We start from the raw sequence: 21,659 nt of genomic DNA, 5'->3' as shown, positions 1-21,659 counted from the left end.
TAAGATTATTGAATATATGCTTGCTGAAGATGAAGGATTTGGTGACATTACATCAGATGCGGTAGTTGAAAATGATAAAATTGTAACTGCCCATATTATTTCAAAAGATGAAGGCATTCTGGCAGGTGTAGATATTATTCGGGAGCTTTTTGAGGAAAAGGGAGTTCAAGTTACATTCTGGATGAAGGATGGAAGTGCAATTTCTAAGGATGATTTGCTTATTTCTTTAAAAGGTGATGCCAAGACTATTCTGCTTTTGGAGAGAACCGCACTGAACTTGTTTATGAGGATGAGTGGTGTGGCAAGTGCTGCAAACAATTATGTTAGGTTGGTAAAAGAGTATGATGTAAGAATTGCAGGAACACGTAAAACTGCTCCGGCATTAGGGAAATTTGATAAATATGCCTTAAAGGTTGGTGGTGCGGATACTCATAGATTCAGCTTGGATGATATGGTTTTAATTAAGGATAATCATATAGCGGCCTGTGGAACTCCTCTTGAAACCCTTCTTAAAGCAAAACAAAACACAAGTTTTTCTAAAAAAATAGAAATTGAAGTTGAAACACTTGATGATGCAATTGAATGTGTTCAAAACAGAGCAGATATTGTAATGCTGGATAACATGTCTCCTGATGAAGTAAATGAAGTTATTTTTAAATTGAATGATTTGAATATTCGTCAAAATTCATTAATTGAAATTTCTGGCGGAATAAATTCCGAAAACATTTTGGATTATGTCGATGCAGGGGCAGATATTATCTCCATTGGGGCGTTGACACATGCAAGCAGAAGTCTGAATTTTAGTTTGAAGATTGATAGTTAAATTCTTAATTTCAATACATTTTTAAGCTCTTCATCACTCATTTCTGTGATGAATGTTTCATCGCTGCTTATGGCCTTTCCTGCCAAATCTATTTTATTTTTTATAATTGCATCAATCGTTTCTTCAAGTGTTCCTTTGGTGATTAGTCTGTAAACCATCACATCCTTTTCTTGTCCAATACGATGTACTCTGTCTGTTGCTTGATTTTCAACTGCTGGATTCCACCATAAATCATAATGTATTACATTTCTGGCTGCAGTTAAATTCAATCCTGTTCCTCCAGTTTTGAGGGTTGCAACAAGAATCTTGTAGTCTTCATCCTCTTGAAATGTATCGATGACTCTTGTCTTTTCAACGCGTGACTGTGATCCATGCAGGAATAATACCTCTTTTTTAAACTTTTTAGAAACTAGTTTCTGTATGAGTTTTCCCATTTCAACATACTGTGTAAATATTATGACTTTCTCATTTGCATTAAGTATATTTTCCAAAATATCAATCAGCAGTTCCATTTTTCCAGATTCTTTGATTGTAGGTTTTTTTATATCTAAAAATTGTGCTGGATGGTTGCAAGCCTGCTTTAATGCGGTTAATATCTTTAAGATTATTCCTTTTCTTTGAATTCCTTTAGAATTTTCAATATCAAAGAATATCTCTTCCAGAATTGCATTATACAATTTGATTTGCTTTTTGGATAATGTGCAGTAAATGTCGTTTACGAATTTTTCAGGCAATTCTTTTTTAATCTCGTCGTCGGTTTTCAGTCTTCTTAAAACAAAAGGTTTAGCAATTGTTTTGAGATTTTCCAAAACATCTTCATATTCTAATTTTTCTATAGGTATAACATAGTTCTGTTTGAAATCATTCATTGTTGATAAATAGCCAGTATTTACAAAATCAAATATTGACCAGTAATCCATCAGTCCATTTTCAATTGGTGTTCCGGTTAATGCAATTTTTGTCAATGCCTTAACGCTTTTAATTGCTTTTGTCTGTTCAGTATTTGGATTTTTAATGTTTTGGGCTTCGTCAATAACACATAAAAGCCAAGTTTCATCTACAAACATGTCTAAATCAATTCTAACCACTCCATATGAAGTTAAAATTATGTCATAATCTTCTAGGGGATATGTTCTGTTTGGTCCATGATAAATATAGTATGTTAATTCCGGTGTAAACTTGTTGATTTCATTTTCCCAATTTGAAATCAGTGTAGGTGGGACAATTATTAATGTAGGTTTATTTTCCAGTTGATTTGTCTCTTTAAAGTAAAGAATTGCAGCTAATACTTGTATTGTTTTTCCAAGTCCCATATCGTCTGCCAGAATGCTTCCGAATTTAAATTTTATATTTTGAACAAGCCATGAATAACCGATTTTTTGATAGGGTCTTAATTCACCTGTCAATGACTTGGGAGCATCATAAATCTTTGTTTCATTAACTAATTTTTTGTATTTTGTATAATCTTTTGGAATTTTTAGACTTCTGGATGTTTCATATAGGTTGGTCATGGTCAATATCCTCTGTAATTCAATAAGTTATTATTGTATCTGGTCAATATTAAAATATTTGGTGATAGGGTGTTGTTTAAAAAAAATAAAAAAGTAAAAAATTATTTTCTAACTTTCAATCCGTCTTCGAATGCAGTTCCAACAACTTCTCCAACGACTCTGTATGTTTTTCCAATTGAATCGTAGATTATCGGTTGTAACTTGTCGACTGAAACGTTACCTTCATCGTCTAAAATGGATTCGTCAGCGGTAATGTTGATGACCTCTCCGATGATGTGTATTTCTCCAATTTCATTTTCAACAATCTCTAAAGCTTTACATTCTGCTGTCAATGGATATTCTTCAATGATTGGTGCATCGACATTTTCAGCCTTTTTAACGCTAACTCCTGATTCTTCTATTTTATCGACAACATTTCCAGAGAACAATCCGAAGTAATCTGAAATTTCTACAGTATCTTTTGTCGCATAACTTACTGTAAATTCATTTTTGACTTTAATATTTTTCAGGGTCTTTTTCCCTTCGGGTGTAATTCCAATATTTAGGGCAATGTGTTTTGGTCCGCATTGTCCTCCCCATGCGATATTCATCACGTTTGCATTTTCTTCTTCGTCGTATGTTCCAATCATGAGGACTGGAAGTGGAGTAACTAATGTATCTTCAAAATTTTTTCTCATTTTATCGTCTCCTTGTCATTATTTATGTTTTCATCAGTTAAGTATTTTGGTATACCTAAATTTTTTGTTTGATAGTATTTACTTTAATTCATTTAATTTCAAATAATTTGAATTATTTTTCAAAATATTGCATTTGAATTATCTAAAAAACAAAGTTTAATAATATAGTAAAATAAAATATATAAAAGATAGAAGATTTTTATATTTTTTATGATGGTGATTTAATGGTAAAAATAGCTAAATTGGCTTTAGAAGATGGTACTGTTTTAAAAGGAGAAGGATTTGGTTATGAAACCACTAAATTGGGAGAACTTGTTTTCTCCACTGGTATGGGTGGTTATACTGAATCATTAACTGACCCTTCTTTCAAGGGTGAAATTCTAATGTCCACTTATCCTTTAGAAGGAAACCACGGGGTAAGTGAGGATTGGTATCAATCTGATAAAATTCAGGTTGAAGGTTTTGTTTGTCGTGAGGTCTGTCGTGAAGTTTCTAATTTTGGACCTCAAAAAACTTTGGATGATTTTTTAAAGGAATTTAAAACACCTGGAATCAGTGGAATTGACACTCGTGATTTAACTTTAAAAATTCGTGAAAGAGGTTCTCTTAAAGCAGCAATTACAACTGAAGATGTTTCTGATGATAAATTACTTGAAATGGCTCGTTCCCAACCAAATATTGAAGAAATGGATGTAGTTCCATTAGTATCTACAAAAGAAATCAAATTATTCAATGAAGATGCTGATAAAAAAGTTGCTTTAGTTGATTGTGGTGTTAAAAAGAATATTATTAACTCATTTTTAGAAAGGGATATTGGTGTTGTTTTATTCCCGTATGATACTGATTATAAAACTATTTTAGATTATTCTCCTAATGGATTGATGATTACATCCGGACCTGGAAATCCTGATAGAGTAACTGAAACAATTGAAACTATGAAAAAGTTATCCAATAGATTGCCTATTTTTGGAATCTGTATGGGTCAACAGTTGATAGCAAAATCCTTTGGAGCAAGGTCTTATAAAATGAAATTTGGACACAGGGGTGAAAATCAACCAGTTAAAGATTTGAACACTGGAAAAGTGTTTATCACATCACAAAATCATGGATTTACAATTGATAAGGAATCTTTGAAAGAAACTGATTTAGTTTTAACTCATGTAAATCTTAATGATGGAACTCCTGAAGGTATTTCACATAAAGAATTACCATTACATTGTATACAGTACCACCCTGAAGCAGGTCCTGGTCCAAATGATACAAGAAGTGTTTTTGATGAATTTAGTAAAATGATGGATGATTATTAAGAGGTTACCATTTAAAAAATTTAATGAGGATTACATATGCCAGTAGATAAAGATATTAAAAAAGTATTAATTATTGGTTCTGGACCTATTCAAATTGGACAAGCAGCAGAGTTTGATTATTCAGGATCACAAGCATGTAAATCACTAAGAGAAGAAGGTATTGAAACAGTACTTGTTAACAGTAATCCTGCTACAATTCAAACTGATTTGGGCATGGCAGATACTGTTTATACAGAACCATTAACACCTGAAGTTGTCGCTAAAATCATAAAAGAGGAGGAAGTTGACTCAATTTTACCTACTATGGGCGGACAGACAGGATTAAATATTGCAACAGGTCTTGGAGATTTAGGATTGTTGGATGGTATCAAAGTTTTAGGTTCCGATGTCCAAACTATTAAAGATGTGGAAGACAGAGACTTGTTTGCTAATCTTATGGATGAAATAGGTGAGGAAATTCCTAAATGTCATGCTGTTGAAAGTGTTGATGAAGCACTTGAAGCTGTTAAAGATATTGGTTATCCAGTCATTGTAAGGCCGGCATTCACATTAGGTGGAACTGGTGGGGGAATTGCTCACAATGAAGAAGAATTAATTGAAATTGCTACTCATGGATTAGATATGAGTTTCATTAATCAAGTTCTAATTGATGAATCTGTTTTAGGTTGGAAAGAAATAGAATTTGAAGTAATGAGAGACAAGGAAGATACCTGTATTATTGTATGTACTATGGAAAACATTGACCCTATGGGTATTCACACAGGGGACAGTGTTGTAGTTGCTCCTATTCAAAACTTATGTGATGAAACCATTCAAAAAATGCGTGATGCATCAATTAAGATTATCAGAGCATTAGGTATTCGTGGCGGGTGTAACATTCAATTTGCGCTCAATCCTGAAACTGATGAATACAAGGTCATTGAAGTTAATCCTCGTGTATCAAGAAGTAGTGCTCTTGCATCTAAAGCCACTGGTTATCCTATTGCAAAAATATCCTCAAAAGTGGCACTTGGAATGACTTTGGATGAAATTAAAAATGACATCACTAAAGAAACTCCTGCATCTTTCGAGCCTGCTATTGATTATGTGGTTATAAAAATCCCTAGATGGCCTTTTGATAAATTTAAAGGAATCAGTCGTGAAGTTGGAGTTCAAATGAAGGCTACTGGTGAAGTGATGGCTATAGGAAGAACTTTTGAAGAAGCATTCCAAAAAGCATTAAGATCACTTGATATGGGCTTTGACGGATTTGAATATGTTGAATACACTGAAGATGATTTGTCTCATCCGACTGATTTAATTTACTTCCAAATTTATTCAGCTATTAAAGATGGAATGGATATTGACAAAATAAGGGAACTCACAAATATCGATAATTTCTTCTTATACAAAATCAGAAATATTGTGAACTTTGAAAATGAAGTAAGTGCTGATAAATTGGATGATGAAAATTATTTAAGAAAAGCAAAACAGTTAGGTTGTTCCAATAAAAGATTGGCTGATTTGTCCGGTCAAACTGAAGAGTATATCAGAAACCTGCTTTCAAGATACAATATTCAACAATCATATAAAATGGTGGACACTTGTGCTGCTGAATTTGAAGCTAAAACTCCTTATTATTACAGCAGTTATGATAAAGGTAATGAATTAATTTCAACCACCAAGAAAAAAGTTGTAATTCTTGGTGCAGGACCTATTAGAATTGGTCAAGGTATTGAATTTGATTACTGTTGTGTACATTCCTCTCTTGCGCTTAAAGAAGATGGAATTGAAACTATTTTAATCAACAACAACCCTGAAACTGTAAGTACAGATTATGACATTTCTGATAAGTTGTTCTTTGAACCACTCACTTTTGAAGATGTGATGGGTGTAATTGAACAGGAAAAACCTGATGGTGTAATTGTTCAGTTTGGTGGTCAGACTTCCATTAACTTGGCAGTTCCTTTAGCAAATGCGGGTGTTAAAATCTTAGGAACACCTTATGAAAGTATTGACAGAGTTGAAGACAGGGAATTATTTGCAGAGCTTTTAGAAAAATTACACATTCATCAAGCACCATATGGAACAGCTAATTCATTTGAAGAGGCAAAAGCTATTGCTGAAGAAATTACTTTCCCAGTACTTGTACGTCCATCTTATGTAATTGGTGGAAGAGCAATGGAAATTGTTTATGATACTCATGAACTTGAAGAGTACATGAAGGAAGCTGTAAAAGTTTCACCAGACCATCCTATTTTGGTCGACAAGTTCCTTGAAGATGCTATTGAACTGGATGTGGACATTCTATGTGATGGTGAAGATGTATTTATTGCAGGAATCATGGAGCACATTGAAGAAGCGGGTGTTCACTCAGGGGATTCTGCATGTGTAATACCTCCTCAAACAATTCCTGAACATATTTTGGATACAATTCGTGAAAATTCAACAAAATTGGCATTGGAACTTGATGTTAAAGGTTTGATGAATATTCAGTATGCTGTAAAACTTGATGAAGAGATGGTTTACATTATTGAAGCTAATCCACGTGCAAGTAGAACAGTTCCATTTGTAAGTAAAGCTATTGGCGTGCCTCTTGCTAAAGTGGCTACTTGGATAATGGATGGTGCTAAACTAAAAGACTTTGGTTTAACCAAAGAAATTAAAATAGATCATGTTGCAGTTAAAGAATCCGTATTCCCATTCTTAAAACTCCCGGAATCTGATACTGTTTTAGGTCCGGAAATGAAATCTACTGGGGAAAGTATTGGTATTGACGAAAACTTTGGAATGGCCTTCTACAAATCTCAACTTTCAGCAGGAATGGTTTTACCTAAAGAAGGTAAAATATTCCTAAGTGTTAAAGAAACTGATAAAAAGAAAATTAGACCTATTGCTGAAAAAGCATCTCAATTAGGATTTGATATTGTTGCAACTTCTGGTACTGGTGATGCTACAGGTCTTAAAACTGTTGAAAAGGTTAAAAAAGTATCTGAGGGTTCCCCAAACATTCGTGAAGCAATATTGAACAAAGAAATTGATTTGATTATTAACACTTCTGAAGGAAAACAATCTGCAAAAGATGGTTATATCATCAGACGTTTAGCTATTGAACTTGGTATACCTTATGTTACCACTTTGGCTGGTGCGAGAGCCGCATTGAATGCTATCCAAGCTGTTCAAAATAGTGAAATTAATGTGAAATCTTTAAACAAATACACAGATGGAGATTAATATCTCTATCCTTTTTTTTTAATTATTTGATAGGTATTCTTCAATATTGATTCCGCATGATGGACATTCTGTTGCATCAATTTCCAATCTGTTTTTACATTTTGGACAATAATTTAATTTTACTTCATATTCTTTTTCAGGATCAATGACGATATTGACTTCAACTGTTTCTTTTATATTTGTTTTCAATACATTTGTATTCCAGTTATTATCCATCAGCAACTTCTTGTAATAGAATGCTTCAGTCATTGTATCATAATGGCCGATGATTTCGTCTCCTCTTTGGATATAGAATTTGCGAAGTTTGTGGTCAAAAAGAATTTCACCCTCCCTTTCCTGCTTGTTGACATGCATTCCTTTAATTCGTCCTTTCGGTCTTTTTTCGGGAAATGGTGGTAATTCCATGTTTTCGTACTTGTTTTCCAAATCACATTCGACAAGTAAATCATAATCAAAATTACAGAAAAATAGAGCATCTCTTTCATATAATGCATCAGATAATTTTTTAAATTCTCCATAATCTTTATTATTGTGTTTAACACGGTAGACATTTCCCGTTTTCACAATATTTCTGTAAAAATAGCGTATTTCTTGAGAATTAATAAAATCATCTCCTTACTTAAAAGAGGTTATCATCAATTTGATGAGTTCAGTTAGATTTAATATTACTTGTTTCAGTTTAATAAATCTAATGAATAATAAAATTTATAAATAAAAAAAATTAGATTTTCCTTTAATGTTTACTATAACTAATGGAATCATATTGGAAGGCCAAAATTTAACCTTAAAAAAGGAAAATATTGTTGTTGATGATGGCATTATTACAGAAATTGGTAAAGAATCATGTGAAGGTAAAATTATTGATGTTGATGGTGCTGTAATTTGCCCTTCTTTTATCAATGGACATATGCATATTGGTGATTCAATTATTAAGGATGAAGGTTATTCATTATCGTTGGCTGAAATGGTTAAGCCCCCTAATGGTGTAAAGCATAAAGCTTTGGCTAATGCAGAAGATGAAGAAATAGTGTCTGCAATGAAGGATACAATGTGGGAAATGGTTAAAAGTGGAACTACTCACTTCATAGACTATCGTGAAGGTGGAATTAAAGGAGTTAAGCTTTTGAAGGAGGCTTCTAAAGAAATTCCTATCAATCCTATTATCTTGGGAAGGGATGACAGTTTTTATGGACTTGATCCTGATTTGAAAAAAGTTAAGATTGCTATTCGTAAACTTTTAAAAATTGCTGACGGCATTGCTCCTAGCGGTTTTGGTGAAATAACGGATGATGTTGCTCAAATCATTGTTGAAGAATGCAATAAACATGATAAAATCTCTTCAATACATGTTGCAGAATCGGAATCTAATCAGTTGGAGTCATTGGATAAATTCAATAAAACTGAAATTGCGAAGGGTGTTGAATCTGACTTTACCCAATTAGTTCATTTGACAAATCCAAAATCAGATGATTTGGATTTGATTTCCAAGTCAAATCAGAATGTTGTTGTCTGTCCAAGAGCCAATGCAACTTTGAATGTTGGGATTGTACCATTAAACAGATTATTGGATTTGGGTGTTAAACCATTAATAGGTACTGATAATGTTATGCTTAATTCTCCCAGCATGTTTAGAGAGTTGGAATTCACATTAAAACTCATGTCGGTTTATTATAAAGATTATTTGAATCCTAAACAGTTATTGCAGATGGCCACAACCAATGTCTGCAACAGTAGATTAAATAAAGTTATTCAAAAATCAACTATTTCAGTCGGAAGTCCTGCTGAATTTATAGTGTCAAATTCTTTTTCTATCAATCCTTACTTAAATATTATAAATAGGTGTGAATCGAAAAATATATTATATATCATTAATAAAAAAGTTAACATATAGTATCATGGTAGAATCCATATATTATATCGGGAGATGTTAATGATGTATAAAAAAATATTGGTCCCAACTGATGGGTCAGAATTCGCTAAAAAAGCGCAAAAACATGCCTTATTTTTAGCTAATGTTAGTGGAGCTGAAATTGTAGCAGTAAGCGTCACTGAAAATAATTTTGTTAACGGGCTTCCATTAGATGATGAAGTGTACCAGTTAAATCAAATATTAAATGAAAGATCTGAAGAAAACCTTAAAGAGTTTGATAAATTAAATGAAAATGATATCAAAATCAAACATATTATAAGAGAAGGTTCTCCGGCCAAAGTTATTTTGGAAGTGGCAAATGAAGAGCAAGTTGATTTAATTGTTATGGGAAGTTCAGGTAAATCTGGCTTCGATAGGTTTATTATGGGTAGTGTAGCGGATAAAGTTGTAAACTCTGCTAAATGCGCTGTACTTGTGGTGCATTAGTTTTTTCTACCTTTTTTATTTACATATTAATTATATAGGTGTTTTTATGTTAGTCAAAAGAACTATGTCTAAAAATGTTGTTAGTGTTTCCGTACCGGGAAACCGAGAAAAAGTTTTAGACTTAATGAGAAAAGAGAATAAAGCAGTACTTCCAGTAGTAAAAGAAGACACTAATATATTAGTAGGTGTTATTACACGTTCAGATTTAATTAATAATCCTGATGAAGAACAAATCGCTATGTTAATGAGTAGAGATTTGGTTACTGTCAGTCCTGATGATGATGTGACTGATGCAGCTCGTGTAATGATAGAGAATAATGTGAGAAGGGTTCCGGTTATTAATGATGATAAGGAGCTAGTAGGTATTATCACCTCTTTTGATTTAGTATCCAAAGCATTGACAAAAGTCACTATTGATGATGCAGTTGAAAATTATATGATTACTACTGTTCCAACAACTTGGGAAAAAGCTCCATTAAATGTTGCATTTGAAACCATGAATCAATTCGGTTTAAAATCAATATTGGCTTTGGATGATAATGCAAAATTATCTGGTATTTTAACTGAAACTGATTTCATTTCAGAAATTGAAATTATTTCCGAAAGAAGTGAACACAGTTCTACAGTAGGTACTGAAGGAGACAAATGGTCATGGGATAGTACTTCCGTATTGTATATCGAGAAAAACCACTTGAAATTCACTGATAAAGTGGTTGCTGATGTTGCAATTGGCAATGTTGAAGTAGCTAACTCAAAAACTAAAGTTTCTGATTGTGCTAAAAAAATGAAATCTTTAAATATCGAACAAATTCCTGTAATTGGTGTTGAAGGGGATTTAGTTGGACTTGTAAGAGCAAGTGATTTAATTAAAGCATTAGTTGAATAATTGTGATATGATGGTTGTTAGTCCAGTTTTGGTAGTTAAGGTTAATGAAAGTGGTGTTGGTGTTCGTGCAAGGTTTTATGATGATTTTGCTGAACATGATATAATTCTTAACTCTGTAATTACTTATTGGTGGGCTAATAATTTACCCCCTGCTAAAAAATTCTTAGAACTTTTAGATTCTGTAATTAAAAGAACTATTAATGAGATTATTCCTCATAAATTATTGAATCTGAAATATGATGTTAAAGCTAATCAGAATTTAGATGAGGCATCTGAAATTGAAATTAATTTAATCAGTGTCGATGCTGATGGTGTAGGATTTAAAATTGATTGTGGATCCATTTCATTGAACGGTCTTAGAAAAGTTGATGAGGAATTTGAACCTAAGGAGTTTTTAACTACTTTTGATCAAAGTATTGAAACTCCGGATATTGTTTTAAAAAAATATAAAGAGATGAAAAATTAATCTTTTTTATTTTTTAATATTTTTCTATTTTTGCCCAAATATTTTCTTTAATTATTTTAATTTAATGATTTATTATTATATGGTTTTGGATAATCTTTTTTATTTAATGGTTAGGTTATTGTCTTAAATTTATTTTTGTGATTGTGTTTGGGATTTTGTTTTCATTTATCTACATGGGGTTATAAAATAAGTTAATTTTTTTTGATTATTGATTTGATGTGATAAAGTAACATTTTGGCATCTTCTTTTTTGATGTCCTCACTTTCTCGAATAAAATTGATTAAATCTTCTTTTTTGGCATTGTCCAAATTTGATTCGTTTAAAATCAGCGAATAGTTCCTTTTTGGATAATATATTTTTTTGGCGATGGATAAAAGTTCTTCCTTCTCCTGTGCAGTAATGATATTCTCATTCACAGCATTCGTAAATACATATCTCATGGATATTAATGGGGTTGATAATGGTTCTAAACTTTCACTATCAAGCATTACAGCAACTTCATCATCGGAATCAATAGTTCCTGTTGCGTATTGTTCATAGCAATATCCAATACCTGTCATACCCAATGTGTCAAGTTCAGATGCTCTCAATGCGCCCATGCTTGAAGCACCAAATACTTTTACTCCTGATTTGATGACATTAAGGATTTCTTTGTGTCCAACTGCAGAGTTTTGATGGAATACTCCATCTATAATCCCAATAATGTCGGGTCTTTCTTTCAAATCTAAGTTTAAATCTCCTCTTTTGATAGGTCGTTTATATATTACATTTGTATTTTCGTCGCTGTCTAAAATTTCTTTTGCTTCATCAAAAGGAAGGGATAAACCGGTATATATTATTATTTTAACCATTTTAATCAAACTTTCAAAAATCTGTATCCTGCTCTATTCGGATCAATTGTATAAAGTTCCATTTCAGGAATAATTACTCTCACAACACTGACATCCAGTTCTGGCCTTGTCAAATCGGCATATAATATTTTTTCTATATCATTGGCCTGTAACTCTTCCTTAACAATTTCAATGTCTTTGGTAATTGAAGATGTGCTTTTGTTTTCAATGTCTGATAACTTAATCTGTTCATCTTCCTCTCTGAAATAGTATTTGTTAATTCTTTTCATGCGCTCATAGCCCGCTTCACGAGCAAAATCCGCTCTTACAGTATCTTCCCTGGCACCGTTGATTTGTGTTGCTCTGCTTTGGGCAACTTCAGTAAGGGCTCTTAGAATTGCAACTTCAGGGTCTAAATGAGTTCCCATACCTAAAGTTAAAAGTCCGGCATCCTTTGTAACTGTATCATCTGCTGAAGCAGCTATTGTTGGGATTTTTATGTCTGCAGTAAAGTCCATTAGCTTAATTTTAATTCCTTCACTTTCGAATTTTTCTATAATGTCTGTTATAACTTTACTTTTGATGCTTTCTATGTCGATTTGAGCATAGTTCTTATGTGTCAACTCGAAAATACTCCATGCATCCCTTTCAATCACTTCAAACATTCCATGTAAGATGGCTTCCTCCAGTATATTTCCGGATGCAAGTCCATTGGTGTTTGACTTGAATAAACTTTGAGAATTATCCTTGGGAGTATATGGGTGGTAAATTGCATTTGTAGGTACATAATATTCTTTTTTGGAAATGATGTCCTTGCATATGCTCCATTCAATATTCAAATTGCGGATGTCTTTTTTCTCAAATTCTTTAGGTAAATTCAAGGTTTTAGGATCAACATAATCTCCAAGCTTTTCAATTTCACTCAGTGGTGCTGATGTACTTTCATCGCTGTATTGCCTTTCAGCGGAATATCTTTCAAAGCCCTCCATCATTGCAGATGCTTTTGCATGATCTCTGGTAATTCCTTTTCCTCCGTAAATGCTGACCGCACCTTCTTCTGCTGTGGGCCTTATTGCAGTATAAATGGGAAGGCCGATTCTGTCCAAGTCAGTGATGTCTGCAATACGTGTTATTCCAGCTATTTTCAGTTTGTCTTCGTTAATTTCAATAGTTTTGCTTGGAGCTATTACTCTATGTGTTCCTGTAAAGTAAGTGATTTCTTCGCTCATAATCTAAAATCCTATAATTAATCTTATAATATTTTCAACACCTATTGTCATGGATAATGCAGTCATTAATCCTGCAATTGCTATTGTGATTAACCAGATTCCAATATTCCAGTTCAGTACTTTAGACCCATCCAGGTTTCCGATAGGTAACAGGTTGAATGCTGCAAGAAAACTGTTGATTGAATATCCAAGTGCACAAATGTTGACTATCAATATTGAAGTTTCTGAGTGGAATGCAGATGGATAAACCCAAGTTGCAATAAGTAAGAATATTAATGCCAGGATAATGTTTACAATAGGTCCGGCAATGGATATTTTCCCGTTTATTTCATCAGTCATGTAATTTGCATATGTATAAACCGCTCCTGGAGCTGCGAATACAAATCCGAAAAAGGATGTTACAAGTGCAAATAATAATCCTTGTGGCCATAATTTAAATTCCGCCCAATATCCATACTTCATTGATATAAATTTATGTCCAAGTTCATGTAAAATAAAACCTGCTCCTACACCAACCATAATCATAGGAAGTATGTTCATTAAAGCGGCCATATTTCGTCCGGTATTGGCAATTCCGAAACATAGAGAAATTACAACAAATGCAATAAATAAATCTCTAATTTCACTGCTTGTAAATTTGAACATAATTTTAAAATATCTAATTTTATATATAAAGTTTTTTCTAATATTAATCATGGATATGCATATAGAAAACATTTTAAAAGATTTGGAAAAAGATGATATTCAGGGTTATTTATTAACTCAATTCACAAATGTTGAATATATTTCAGATTATAAGCCAACCAGCTTTGCTTTTTGCATTATTAAAGAAAATCCCATTATTTATGCTTCAAAAATGGATATGGAACTTGCCAGTAAAAATTCTAAAATTGAAGTTAAGGAATATGAATCTTTTGATGTGATGATACGTGAACTTAAAGATGATGGGATAAAAAATCTGGCTATCGAACCAAGCCTAGTTTATAGCACCTATGAAAAGTTTAAGGATTGTTTTGATATATCTTCAAAAAATTATATAGATAAGCAAAGAATGATTAAGACATCATCTGAAATTCAAAATATAGAAAAAGCTACAGAAATTGCTCAAAAAGCTTTTAAGAGTTTGGATATTTTAAATGGGCATGACAGTGAAAGTGTTGTTTCATTTAATCTTGTAAAAGCAATGATTGAAAATGGTGCCTCAAAGGAATCATTTGACACTATTGTCACCAGCGGAGCCAATTCAAGCCTGCCTCATGCAGTGCCTAAAAATAAGCCATTGGAACAACCTATATTGATTGATTGGGGCGCAATTTATAATGGTTACTGTTCGGACAATACTCGTACTATGGTTTATTCTGAATTTCAGCAGGAAATTTGGGATATTGTAGCTGAAGCTCATGATAAATCCATTAAAGCTATTAAACCTGGAATGAAATGTTGTGAAGTTGATAAGGTTGCCAGAGATATTATTGAAGAATACGGGTATGGTGATAAATTTATTCACTCAACAGGTCATAGTCTAGGTTTGGATATTCATGAAACTCCGGGATTTTCACCTCGTGATAGTACGGTTGTTGAAAAGGGTATGGTTATTACAGTGGAACCTGGAATATATTTGGAAGGTGAATTTGGAGTTCGTCTAGAAGATACAGTTTCAATTGACCGTCATGCTAATGTCATTGGGGATTTGCCATTATCCATTGATAAATAATATTAAATAGAATTAAAAATAAATTAATTATATTAATATAGTTTTAAATGATTTGTTAATGGTGTTAAATTGGATTCGAATAAATTAGTTCGTGCAATATGTTCATTTATTGTTCCTGGTTTGGGACAGTTAATTAATGAAAAGATTGGTAGAGGGTTAACCATTTTAATAGTCTTTGTAATTTTATGGTTTGCTCTTTTATTTACAGGTATTTGGTATATCCAGAATATATTCGGGATAATTTTCAGGATACTTGCGGCTTATGATGCTTATACCTATGATGGTTTTTAAAATTATTTTTGTAAACTTTGGGTGATTGATTATTCCATAAATTTTCATAGGAAATTTAATAATAAATTGAAATTTGTTCATGGCTGTTATTTTCATTATAATTTTATAAGATTGATATTAGGTTATTAATATATTTCCCAGTTTTTTTATGGGTAATTTTTTTTTATTTTTTTAATTCTTGAATGTTGCTGTAGTTTTTCAAGTTAAAGTACATTATATAGATTAACGAAATTATTGCTAAGATTTCAAGAATGATTATTCCGGATTGTGAAGTTAGGTATATTTCTAAATTTGGGATGTATGGGATACTAAATGAGATTAAGTTGTTCAGCATATGCAAAGTTATTGGGACAATGATGTTGTCTGTGGTTAGGTATACGATACACATTGTGATTCCAAAGATGAATGATGATACAATCGCTTCTTGTGGATGAAATAAACAGAATAACGTGGAAGATAATAAGATTGCAATAAGAATTGGTAATCTTTTATTAAATCTGTTTAAAATTATTCCTCTAAACAGTAACTCTTCAGCAATTGGCCCTACAATTACAGTTGTCAAGAAATCGATTCCAAAAAACAGGATTCTGTCTTCAGCAGTATTCATTGATTCCAAAATATAAAATAATGGATAATCTGATAATGTGTTTTCCAAAAAAAGTCCTGAGCCTAGTGCAAAAATATAGCTGGTAATTCCTAACAATAACCATGTTTTTGCAGATATTTTTGAGAATATGGTTGTGGTTGAATCTTTAATTCCATTAATTTCTTTTCTTGTTCTAAAAAGAATGTAGATGATTAATAAAATAGAAATCCATTCAATATCTAATTCCAATAAAACTATCAGAAAAATAAAAATTATTGCTATTCCTATGATTTCTAATATTTTTATCTCTTTGAGTTTTTTATTGAATGGGTTCATTGTTATATATTAGATTGGCGTTTACTAAAATAATTTGTGTTAATGGTCCCTATATTATGATTTAAGTTAATTTTATTCATTAAATTGGATTGATATTAATTATTATTGCAGTAAGGGGTCAATAAATTTTAATATTGTTTGATTAATTTGAAAAATTAGGATATATTGGTTATATATTGTTTTTTTAGCAACTTTTAAATTGGTTAAATGTAAATTATGTATTATGCAAAGGATTTTTAAATCAATTGAAAAATATTATTTTATTATAATTTTATTATTTGTAATAGTATCATTGTTTAGGCCTAGTTACTTCAGGTGGGTTTTGGATACTGTTAATGGGGTAAATATTTTAAATTTACTTTTAAGTGTTGTTCTTTTCACAATGGGGACCACACTCAAATTGGAAAATTTTCTTAGGGTATTTAAAAGTCCTAAAGAAATAGCTGTTGGAATTTCGGCACAGTATATTATAATGCCTGTTTTAGCATTCGTTCTAGCAAATATTTTCTCTTTGGATGCTGCTCTCACTGTAGGTCTTATATTGGTTGGAACTGTCCCTGGAGGAACTGCTTCTGATGTAATCACGTTTCTTGCAAAGGGGGACGTGGCATTATCAGTATCATTAACTGCAATATCTACTTTGCTGTCTCCGATATTGACTCCTCTGATAACATTGATTTTAATAGGAAATCACATTTCTTTCAATCCGACAGAAATGTTTTTATCAATTGTTCAGATTGTAATTATTCCAATAATATTGGGTTTGTTACTTAATTACAAATTTCCTGACTTTTGTGGAAATTTAAAAGAATATTTGCCAGGAATATCTTCTATTGTTGTTTGTTTAATTGTTGCTGGTGTTATTGGGGCAAATAAACAGGCTATTTTAACTTCCTCTTCAGTAATATTGGTGGTAATAGTTTTACTGTATGTATTTGGAATGCTTTTGGGTTTTGTTGCAGGTTATTTGGTTGGAATGGAGCGAAAACAAATTATTACTGTTTCAATAGAACTTGCTTTTCAAAATTCTGGATTGTCCACAAGTCTTGCAAAAACATACTTTCCAAGCTTAACTGCAGCAACTGTTCCAGGTGCACTGTATTCTGTTTGGCAGAATTTTGCAGGTTCTATTCTTGCATATATTTTCAAAAAATATGTTGATTGATTAGTTCTCTAATTTAATCATTTTTTTTAATTATTTTTTTCATTGAATTTTTTAAGTTATAATGATTGATTATAATATTTTATTCATTTTTTTAAATTAATTTGTTAAATATATTTCATATATATTTATATAATAATTTATTCAATATTAAATTGATTTATGGGATGGTGGGTCAATTTATGAGATACATCAATAAACAGGATTTGCTAATCATTGCCCGGTATATGGGCAGTCTGATGATTGGAATTGGCGTAATGTGTTTAGCTCCGGTTTTCGTTGATTTGATATATATGGAATTCAATGCAATAAATTTCATTGTACCTTCATTAATCTCTATTGGCCTTGGTTTAGTTTCTATAAAAGTTTTAAAGAAATATGATGCAAATAAAATTCGTTTAAAACATGCTATGATAGTTTCTGCTTTTTCTTGGATATGGGCGGGTTTGGTTTGTGGTTTTATACTTTATTCTGTAACAGATATAAGTATTATAGATGCTATTTTTGAAAGTATATCTGCCCTGACGGGTAGTGGGGTTACAATATATCCTGATGTGGAAGTTTTACCTTATAGTATATTATTTTTTAGAGCATTTCAGCAATGGGTTGGGGGTCTAGGTATTGTCATTGTTATAATATATGTTCTAGCAAAGCCCGGAGCTGTATCTAATAAATTGTACTTGTCTGAAGCCCGTGAAGACCGCATCAAACCATCATCTAAAGCTACAATTAAACAGTTTATAATAATATATCTTTTTTATACTGCTGTGGGAATCAGTTTATATCTGATTGCAGGTATGCCTGTGTTTGATTCTGTATGCAACACCTTCACTACCATTTCAACTGGGGGCATGAGCATTAAAAATGCAAACATGGGATTTTATCAAAGTGACATAATTTATTTTATTACAATTTTTTTAATGATATTAGGAGCAACAAGCTTTATAGTTCATTTCAATATTATCAAAACACGTGGAAAATCATTGATTATGGATTTGCAATTCAAGGCACTGATTAGTTTGATAGCAATTTCGAGCTTGCTGATATATTTCACATCCCATATTGTTCCAATGGATAATTTATTTGTGGTTGTTTCAGCCATTACGACTACTGGTGCAAGTATTCAAAGTTCATCTGTAATGGCGGGATGGCCTCCATTTGTGTTATTCATTATAATGATGCTGATGCTTATAGGAGGTTCCACAGGATCTACTGTAGGTGCACTTAAATTAATGCGTGTCATTACATTTTTTAAGGGGATATATAGAAATTCTCGTGAGATTTGGTCTCCTCCGGGTAGTGTTGTTGCAATAAAAAATGAGGGTAAAAAACTTTCAGATGAAGTTGTCGAACAAAGTGGAAACTTTATAGCTCTTTATTTTATCTTAATTTTGATTACTTGGGCATTATTGTGTTTACATGGTCATGACCCTTTTAATTCATTATTTTTCACTATGTCTTTGCAGGGTAATGTTGGATTGGAAATCGGACAGATTTCTCAGGCTTTGCAACCTCAATTAAAAATTGTAGGGATATTAAATATGTTAACTGGAAGGCTGGAAATCTATCCTGTTTTGATAACCTTTAGGGCTTTTTTCGAAATATTTAAAAGATAGCTGCGGTTATTCTCCAGTAAAGAATTTTAAATGTTTTCGAGGGGATTATCTTTTGGGTTTGATATTCAAAATTGTCAAATACCTGATAAAATTCATACTATGGATTTTTTAACTTTTTCTTGTAATCTGAGGATGACTTTATAATGTTTGATAATTAAAGATTAAATTGAGTATTTTACAATTGGTTGATGTTATTAGGCAGTGTAAGTATGAAAAAGACAAAAGTTATATGTAGTGTAGGTCCGGCATGTGATTCTGTTGAAATAATGAATGAAATGGTTAATCGAGGTATGAATTGTGCACGAATTAATCTCAGTCACGCTACACCTGAGAGCATATTGAAAACAATCGATGTTGTGAGGGAAGTTCGTAAATTGTGTGATGTTCCTATAGCTATTATGTACGATACTAAAGGACCGGAATTTCGAACTTTGGAATTTAAAGAGGGTAGTGTAAGTCTTCATGAAGGAGATATTATTAAATTGAGTAAGACTTGCATTTTAGGCAATGAAAAGGAATTTGGAGTCAATCACAGTGAAGCAATTGATTTTATAAATGTGGGGGACAAAGTACTTGTAGATAATGCATTGCTGGAGCTCGAAGTCATTGACAAGAAAAATAACTATGTTTTATTGAAGGCTTTGGGGGAAGGCAAAATCCAGAATCATAAAACCATTAATGTTCCTGGTGTTGATTTGAAATTAGATTTTATCAGTGATGTCGATAAAAGGGACATGACTTTTGCAGCAGAACATGCATGTGATTATTTGGCTTTATCTTTTGTAAATACTCCGGAAGATGTGCTTGCTGCCCGTAAGATTATTGAAGATGCAGGAAGTGATGCATCTATTATTTCAAAAATCGAAAGCCGCATGGGTATTGAAAATATAGATGATATAATAAATGTGTCCGATGGTATCATGGTGGCCCGTGGAGATTTGGGTGTGGAAGTTCCAATGGAAGAACTCCCAATGCTTCAAAAGAGCATAATTAAAAAGTGTCGTGAAAAGGGCAAGTTTGCAATTGTTGCCACTGAAATGTTGGCTTCCATGTATGAAAATCCAAGGCCTTCAAGAGCAGAGGTTTCAGATGTTGCAAATGCCGTATTGGATGGAACCGATTGTGTGATGTTGTCTGGGGAAACCACAGTTGGAAAGTATCCGATTGCTTCAGTTGCAATCATGAGCAGGATATGTGAATATGTGGAGTCCACTATTGATTATACAAAGCACACAGCTTATAAAGGTTCAATAGGCATAAGTGACACTATTGCAAAATTGGTTGTTGGTGCTGTTGAATACTCTGACATTAAGCTGATAGTTACTCCAACCATGACTGGTTTCACCGCTCGCAAAATCAGTAATTTAAGGCCAAATGCTACGATTCTTGCATGCTGTCCATCTTATCATATTGCAGATAAAGTTATTTTAAACTTTGGTGTCAAACCTGTAAAAACTGACATTTATGAAAGTACAGATGAAATGGTTGAAAGTGCCAAAAAAATTGCTAAAGAAGAGTTCAATTTAAATGATGGTGATCTGATTGTTATTACGGGGGGATTCCCATTGGGTAAAACGAAAAAAACTAATTATTTAAGAATTGTTGCGGTCTAATAAATTTAATTAATTTTTTTCTTAAAATCAGTATATGTTTTGGGAGTTGTAAGCAGATTTTTCAGAATATTACGTTCTCAATTTTTTTTATATTGGTACTTTTTTTAGATGCATAAATATCAGTTTATAACCTCAATCATATTTTTTTGAAGTTATTTATCTTTAATTGCGTTTATTAGGAAATTATGATTTCCCCAGCTTTATAACATTCAGCTAGATATTGTCTTGATTGATAATATAAATCTGAGTTAAAATTCAGTATTTTTTCGGCTAACCATGAAGAAAACACTTCTTTTATACCTCTAAAAACATCTTTTTCATCATAATTATCTTCAATCAGTCTTTCGAATACCTCTCCAATTTCCCAATAATCTGGAATGTTGTATTTGCATTTTGAAAGATTATCAAATTCTCCGGTTGGGATGTTATTGCGTATTATAAAATCATTTGCTACTTTTTCAATTGGTTCACAATGAAATACGTCTTCATAGTTATAAATTCTTTCCAGATCTTCACCTAAATATTCGATGACATCTTTTCTGTTATTTTTTGTTTCTCTTGAGATGAATTCAACTAGGCTGCAGGTATAAAATAATGAATTATTATTTTTATCCATAAACTTTCCTCGCTTCTTTAAATTTAATTGTTTCAAGTGCTTTTTTTGTGTTGAAGCAAATTTGATGAGTGGGATATCTGAATTTAACTAATGCCCAAAATGCTTCTCGGCTAATCTTCCCATCTTGAAATTCTTGAATGTAGTTATAAATTGTATCATCTGCCATTGGACCTTCAACAATGTCCCAGTCATGTGGAATTCCACTTCTACAAGCAATTATGAAATCTAACCATTCTTCAGTCATTTTTTCAAATTTTAGAGTTTTCAATGAATCATTAGGATAATACTCGTTAACATTGACAATACCTTCTCCAAATCGTGTTGCCCAACGGATTGCTTGTTGTTCCATAACTGTACAGTAAAATCCAAAGTAAAAATCTTTGTTGAATTTTTCAATTCTAATTTCAGGCTTTTCAACGATTACTGT

Annotated in this window: 21 protein-coding genes; 12 read left to right on the top strand and 9 right to left on the bottom strand. The window is 32.1% G+C overall.

What is annotated here, in order from left to right:
* The coding region (nadC, locus tag Q0P94_RS08365; protein WP_295115583.1) for a carboxylating nicotinate-nucleotide diphosphorylase at positions 1 to 823 on the top strand (823 nt) is incomplete at its 5' end.
* Here the strand turns inward: nadC and Q0P94_RS08360 are convergent.
* Both Q0P94_RS08360 and Q0P94_RS08355 read right to left on the bottom strand, forming a co-directional pair.
* Entirely contained in the window at positions 820 to 2,334 is a 1,515-nt protein-coding gene (locus tag Q0P94_RS08360; protein WP_295115581.1) for a DEAD/DEAH box helicase, read from the bottom strand. The two genes, nadC and Q0P94_RS08360, sit on opposite strands and share 4 nt — an antisense overlap.
* A 101-nt stretch (positions 2,335 to 2,435) precedes the next feature.
* Positions 2,436 to 3,011 carry a flavin reductase family protein gene (locus Q0P94_RS08355; protein ID WP_295115579.1) on the bottom strand — a complete coding sequence of 192 codons (576 nt, stop codon included), beginning with the start codon at positions 3,009 to 3,011 and terminating at the stop codon, positions 2,436 to 2,438.
* A gap of 224 nt (positions 3,012 to 3,235) precedes the next feature.
* Between Q0P94_RS08355 and carA the strand changes: the two genes are divergently transcribed.
* Positions 3,236 to 4,318: a glutamine-hydrolyzing carbamoyl-phosphate synthase small subunit gene (gene carA, locus Q0P94_RS08350; RefSeq protein WP_295115577.1), complete on the top strand. Its 1,083-nt coding sequence runs from the start codon at positions 3,236 to 3,238 to the stop codon at positions 4,316 to 4,318.
* 36 nt (positions 4,319 to 4,354) lie between these two features.
* Positions 4,355 to 7,531: a carbamoyl-phosphate synthase large subunit gene (carB, locus tag Q0P94_RS08345; RefSeq protein WP_295115575.1), complete on the top strand. Its 3,177-nt coding sequence runs from the start codon at positions 4,355 to 4,357 to the stop codon at positions 7,529 to 7,531.
* 18 nt (positions 7,532 to 7,549) lie between these two features.
* On the opposite strand, the gene Q0P94_RS08340 is transcribed toward carB, so the two are convergent.
* Positions 7,550 to 8,095 carry a zinc ribbon domain-containing protein gene (locus Q0P94_RS08340; RefSeq protein WP_295115573.1) on the bottom strand — a complete coding sequence of 182 codons (546 nt, stop codon included), beginning with the start codon at positions 8,093 to 8,095 and terminating at the stop codon, positions 7,550 to 7,552.
* Positions 8,096 to 8,267: 172 nt separating this feature from the next.
* Between Q0P94_RS08340 and Q0P94_RS08335 the strand changes: the two genes are divergently transcribed.
* Genes Q0P94_RS08335 through Q0P94_RS08320 form a run of 4 tightly spaced genes read left to right on the top strand, consistent with a single transcriptional unit; the run spans position 8,268 to position 11,239 of the window.
* Positions 8,268 to 9,422 carry an amidohydrolase family protein gene (locus Q0P94_RS08335; protein ID WP_295115570.1) on the top strand — a complete coding sequence of 385 codons (1,155 nt, stop codon included), beginning with the start codon at positions 8,268 to 8,270 and terminating at the stop codon, positions 9,420 to 9,422.
* A 42-nt stretch (positions 9,423 to 9,464) separates the two neighbouring features.
* A complete protein-coding gene (locus tag Q0P94_RS08330; protein ID WP_295115589.1) occupies positions 9,465 to 9,887 on the top strand; it encodes a universal stress protein in 423 nt (140 codons plus the stop codon).
* A gap of 46 nt (positions 9,888 to 9,933) precedes the next feature.
* Positions 9,934 to 10,773, top strand: coding sequence for a CBS domain-containing protein (locus Q0P94_RS08325; protein ID WP_295115569.1), 840 nt, complete (start codon positions 9,934 to 9,936; stop codon positions 10,771 to 10,773).
* Between the two features lie 10 nt (positions 10,774 to 10,783).
* Positions 10,784 to 11,239, top strand: a complete 456-nt coding sequence (locus Q0P94_RS08320; protein WP_295115568.1) for a hypothetical protein — start codon at positions 10,784 to 10,786, stop codon at positions 11,237 to 11,239.
* 191 nt (positions 11,240 to 11,430) lie between these two features.
* On the opposite strand, the gene Q0P94_RS08315 is transcribed toward Q0P94_RS08320, so the two are convergent.
* From Q0P94_RS08315 to Q0P94_RS08305, 3 genes are read right to left on the bottom strand one after another with little or no spacing between them, the layout of a single operon-like run.
* Positions 11,431 to 12,090, bottom strand: coding sequence for a TfuA-related McrA-glycine thioamidation protein (locus tag Q0P94_RS08315; RefSeq protein WP_295115566.1), 660 nt, complete (start codon positions 12,088 to 12,090; stop codon positions 11,431 to 11,433).
* A gap of 5 nt (positions 12,091 to 12,095) precedes the next feature.
* Positions 12,096 to 13,301 (bottom strand): YcaO-related McrA-glycine thioamidation protein, encoded by a 1,206-nt coding sequence (locus Q0P94_RS08310; RefSeq protein WP_295115587.1) that lies wholly within the window; start codon positions 13,299 to 13,301, stop codon positions 12,096 to 12,098.
* Positions 13,302 to 13,943, bottom strand: a complete 642-nt coding sequence (locus Q0P94_RS08305) for a site-2 protease family protein (RefSeq protein ID WP_295115564.1) — start codon at positions 13,941 to 13,943, stop codon at positions 13,302 to 13,304. It abuts the gene before it with no gap.
* 40 nt (positions 13,944 to 13,983) lie between these two features.
* Here Q0P94_RS08305 and Q0P94_RS08300 point away from each other — a divergent pair, with 40 nt between their 5' ends.
* Both Q0P94_RS08300 and Q0P94_RS08295 read left to right on the top strand, forming a co-directional pair.
* Positions 13,984 to 15,012: an aminopeptidase P family protein gene (locus Q0P94_RS08300; RefSeq protein WP_295115585.1), complete on the top strand. Its 1,029-nt coding sequence runs from the start codon at positions 13,984 to 13,986 to the stop codon at positions 15,010 to 15,012.
* Between the two features lie 69 nt (positions 15,013 to 15,081).
* Positions 15,082 to 15,303: a hypothetical protein gene (locus Q0P94_RS08295; protein WP_295115562.1), complete on the top strand. Its 222-nt coding sequence runs from the start codon at positions 15,082 to 15,084 to the stop codon at positions 15,301 to 15,303.
* 163 nt (positions 15,304 to 15,466) lie between these two features.
* Here Q0P94_RS08295 and Q0P94_RS08290 read toward each other — a convergent pair whose 3' ends face one another.
* On the bottom strand, positions 15,467 to 16,138 hold the full coding sequence (locus Q0P94_RS08290; protein WP_295115560.1) for a CPBP family intramembrane glutamic endopeptidase: 672 nt from the start codon (positions 16,136 to 16,138) through the stop codon (positions 15,467 to 15,469).
* Between the two features lie 310 nt (positions 16,139 to 16,448).
* Here Q0P94_RS08290 and Q0P94_RS08285 point away from each other — a divergent pair, with 310 nt between their 5' ends.
* The 3 genes from Q0P94_RS08285 (at position 16,449) to pyk (ending at position 20,616) form a co-directional block, all read left to right on the top strand.
* Complete coding sequence (locus Q0P94_RS08285) at positions 16,449 to 17,390, top strand: bile acid:sodium symporter family protein (RefSeq protein WP_295115559.1); 942 nt, start codon at positions 16,449 to 16,451, stop codon at positions 17,388 to 17,390.
* Between the two features lie 179 nt (positions 17,391 to 17,569).
* Positions 17,570 to 19,003 carry a TrkH family potassium uptake protein gene (locus Q0P94_RS08280; RefSeq protein WP_295115557.1) on the top strand — a complete coding sequence of 478 codons (1,434 nt, stop codon included), beginning with the start codon at positions 17,570 to 17,572 and terminating at the stop codon, positions 19,001 to 19,003.
* Positions 19,004 to 19,212: 209 nt separating this feature from the next.
* Positions 19,213 to 20,616: a pyruvate kinase gene (gene pyk / locus Q0P94_RS08275; protein ID WP_295115555.1), complete on the top strand. Its 1,404-nt coding sequence runs from the start codon at positions 19,213 to 19,215 to the stop codon at positions 20,614 to 20,616.
* 175 nt (positions 20,617 to 20,791) lie between these two features.
* Here pyk and Q0P94_RS08270 read toward each other — a convergent pair whose 3' ends face one another.
* Positions 20,792 to 21,232, bottom strand: coding sequence for a hypothetical protein (locus Q0P94_RS08270; RefSeq protein ID WP_295115554.1), 441 nt, complete (start codon positions 21,230 to 21,232; stop codon positions 20,792 to 20,794).
* Positions 21,225 to 21,659: DUF3990 domain-containing protein (locus tag Q0P94_RS08265; RefSeq protein WP_295115552.1), on the bottom strand; the 435-nt coding region annotated here is incomplete at its 5' end. The genes Q0P94_RS08270 and Q0P94_RS08265, both read right to left, overlap by 8 nt.

This window comes from uncultured Methanobrevibacter sp. (genome assembly GCF_946184425.1).
Classification (GTDB): domain Archaea; phylum Methanobacteriota; class Methanobacteria; order Methanobacteriales; family Methanobacteriaceae; genus Methanocatella.
Note: the sequence above shows the minus strand (reverse complement) of the source record. Positions and strands in the feature narration are given on the sequence as shown.

Coding starts and splice junctions, on each gene's coding strand:
- Q0P94_RS08270 (WP_295115554.1), bottom strand. CDS start 21,232: ATGGATAAAAATAATAATTCATTATTTTATACCTGCAGCCTAGTTGAA.
- Q0P94_RS08315 (WP_295115566.1), bottom strand. CDS start 12,090: ATGGTTAAAATAATAATATATACCGGTTTATCCCTTCCTTTTGATGAA.
- Q0P94_RS08360 (WP_295115581.1), bottom strand. CDS start 2,334: ATGACCAACCTATATGAAACATCCAGAAGTCTAAAAATTCCAAAAGAT.
- Q0P94_RS08320 (WP_295115568.1), top strand. CDS start 10,784: ATGGTTGTTAGTCCAGTTTTGGTAGTTAAGGTTAATGAAAGTGGTGTT.
- Q0P94_RS08305 (WP_295115564.1), bottom strand. CDS start 13,943: ATGTTCAAATTTACAAGCAGTGAAATTAGAGATTTATTTATTGCATTT.
- Q0P94_RS08325 (WP_295115569.1), top strand. CDS start 9,934: ATGTTAGTCAAAAGAACTATGTCTAAAAATGTTGTTAGTGTTTCCGTA.
- Q0P94_RS08285 (WP_295115559.1), top strand. CDS start 16,449: ATGCAAAGGATTTTTAAATCAATTGAAAAATATTATTTTATTATAATT.
- carA (WP_295115577.1), top strand. CDS start 3,236: ATGGTAAAAATAGCTAAATTGGCTTTAGAAGATGGTACTGTTTTAAAA.
- pyk (WP_295115555.1), top strand. CDS start 19,213: ATGAAAAAGACAAAAGTTATATGTAGTGTAGGTCCGGCATGTGATTCT.
- Q0P94_RS08355 (WP_295115579.1), bottom strand. CDS start 3,011: ATGAGAAAAAATTTTGAAGATACATTAGTTACTCCACTTCCAGTCCTC.
- Q0P94_RS08280 (WP_295115557.1), top strand. CDS start 17,570: ATGAGATACATCAATAAACAGGATTTGCTAATCATTGCCCGGTATATG.
- Q0P94_RS08335 (WP_295115570.1), top strand. CDS start 8,268: ATGTTTACTATAACTAATGGAATCATATTGGAAGGCCAAAATTTAACC.
- carB (WP_295115575.1), top strand. CDS start 4,355: ATGCCAGTAGATAAAGATATTAAAAAAGTATTAATTATTGGTTCTGGA.
- Q0P94_RS08330 (WP_295115589.1), top strand. CDS start 9,465: ATGTATAAAAAAATATTGGTCCCAACTGATGGGTCAGAATTCGCTAAA.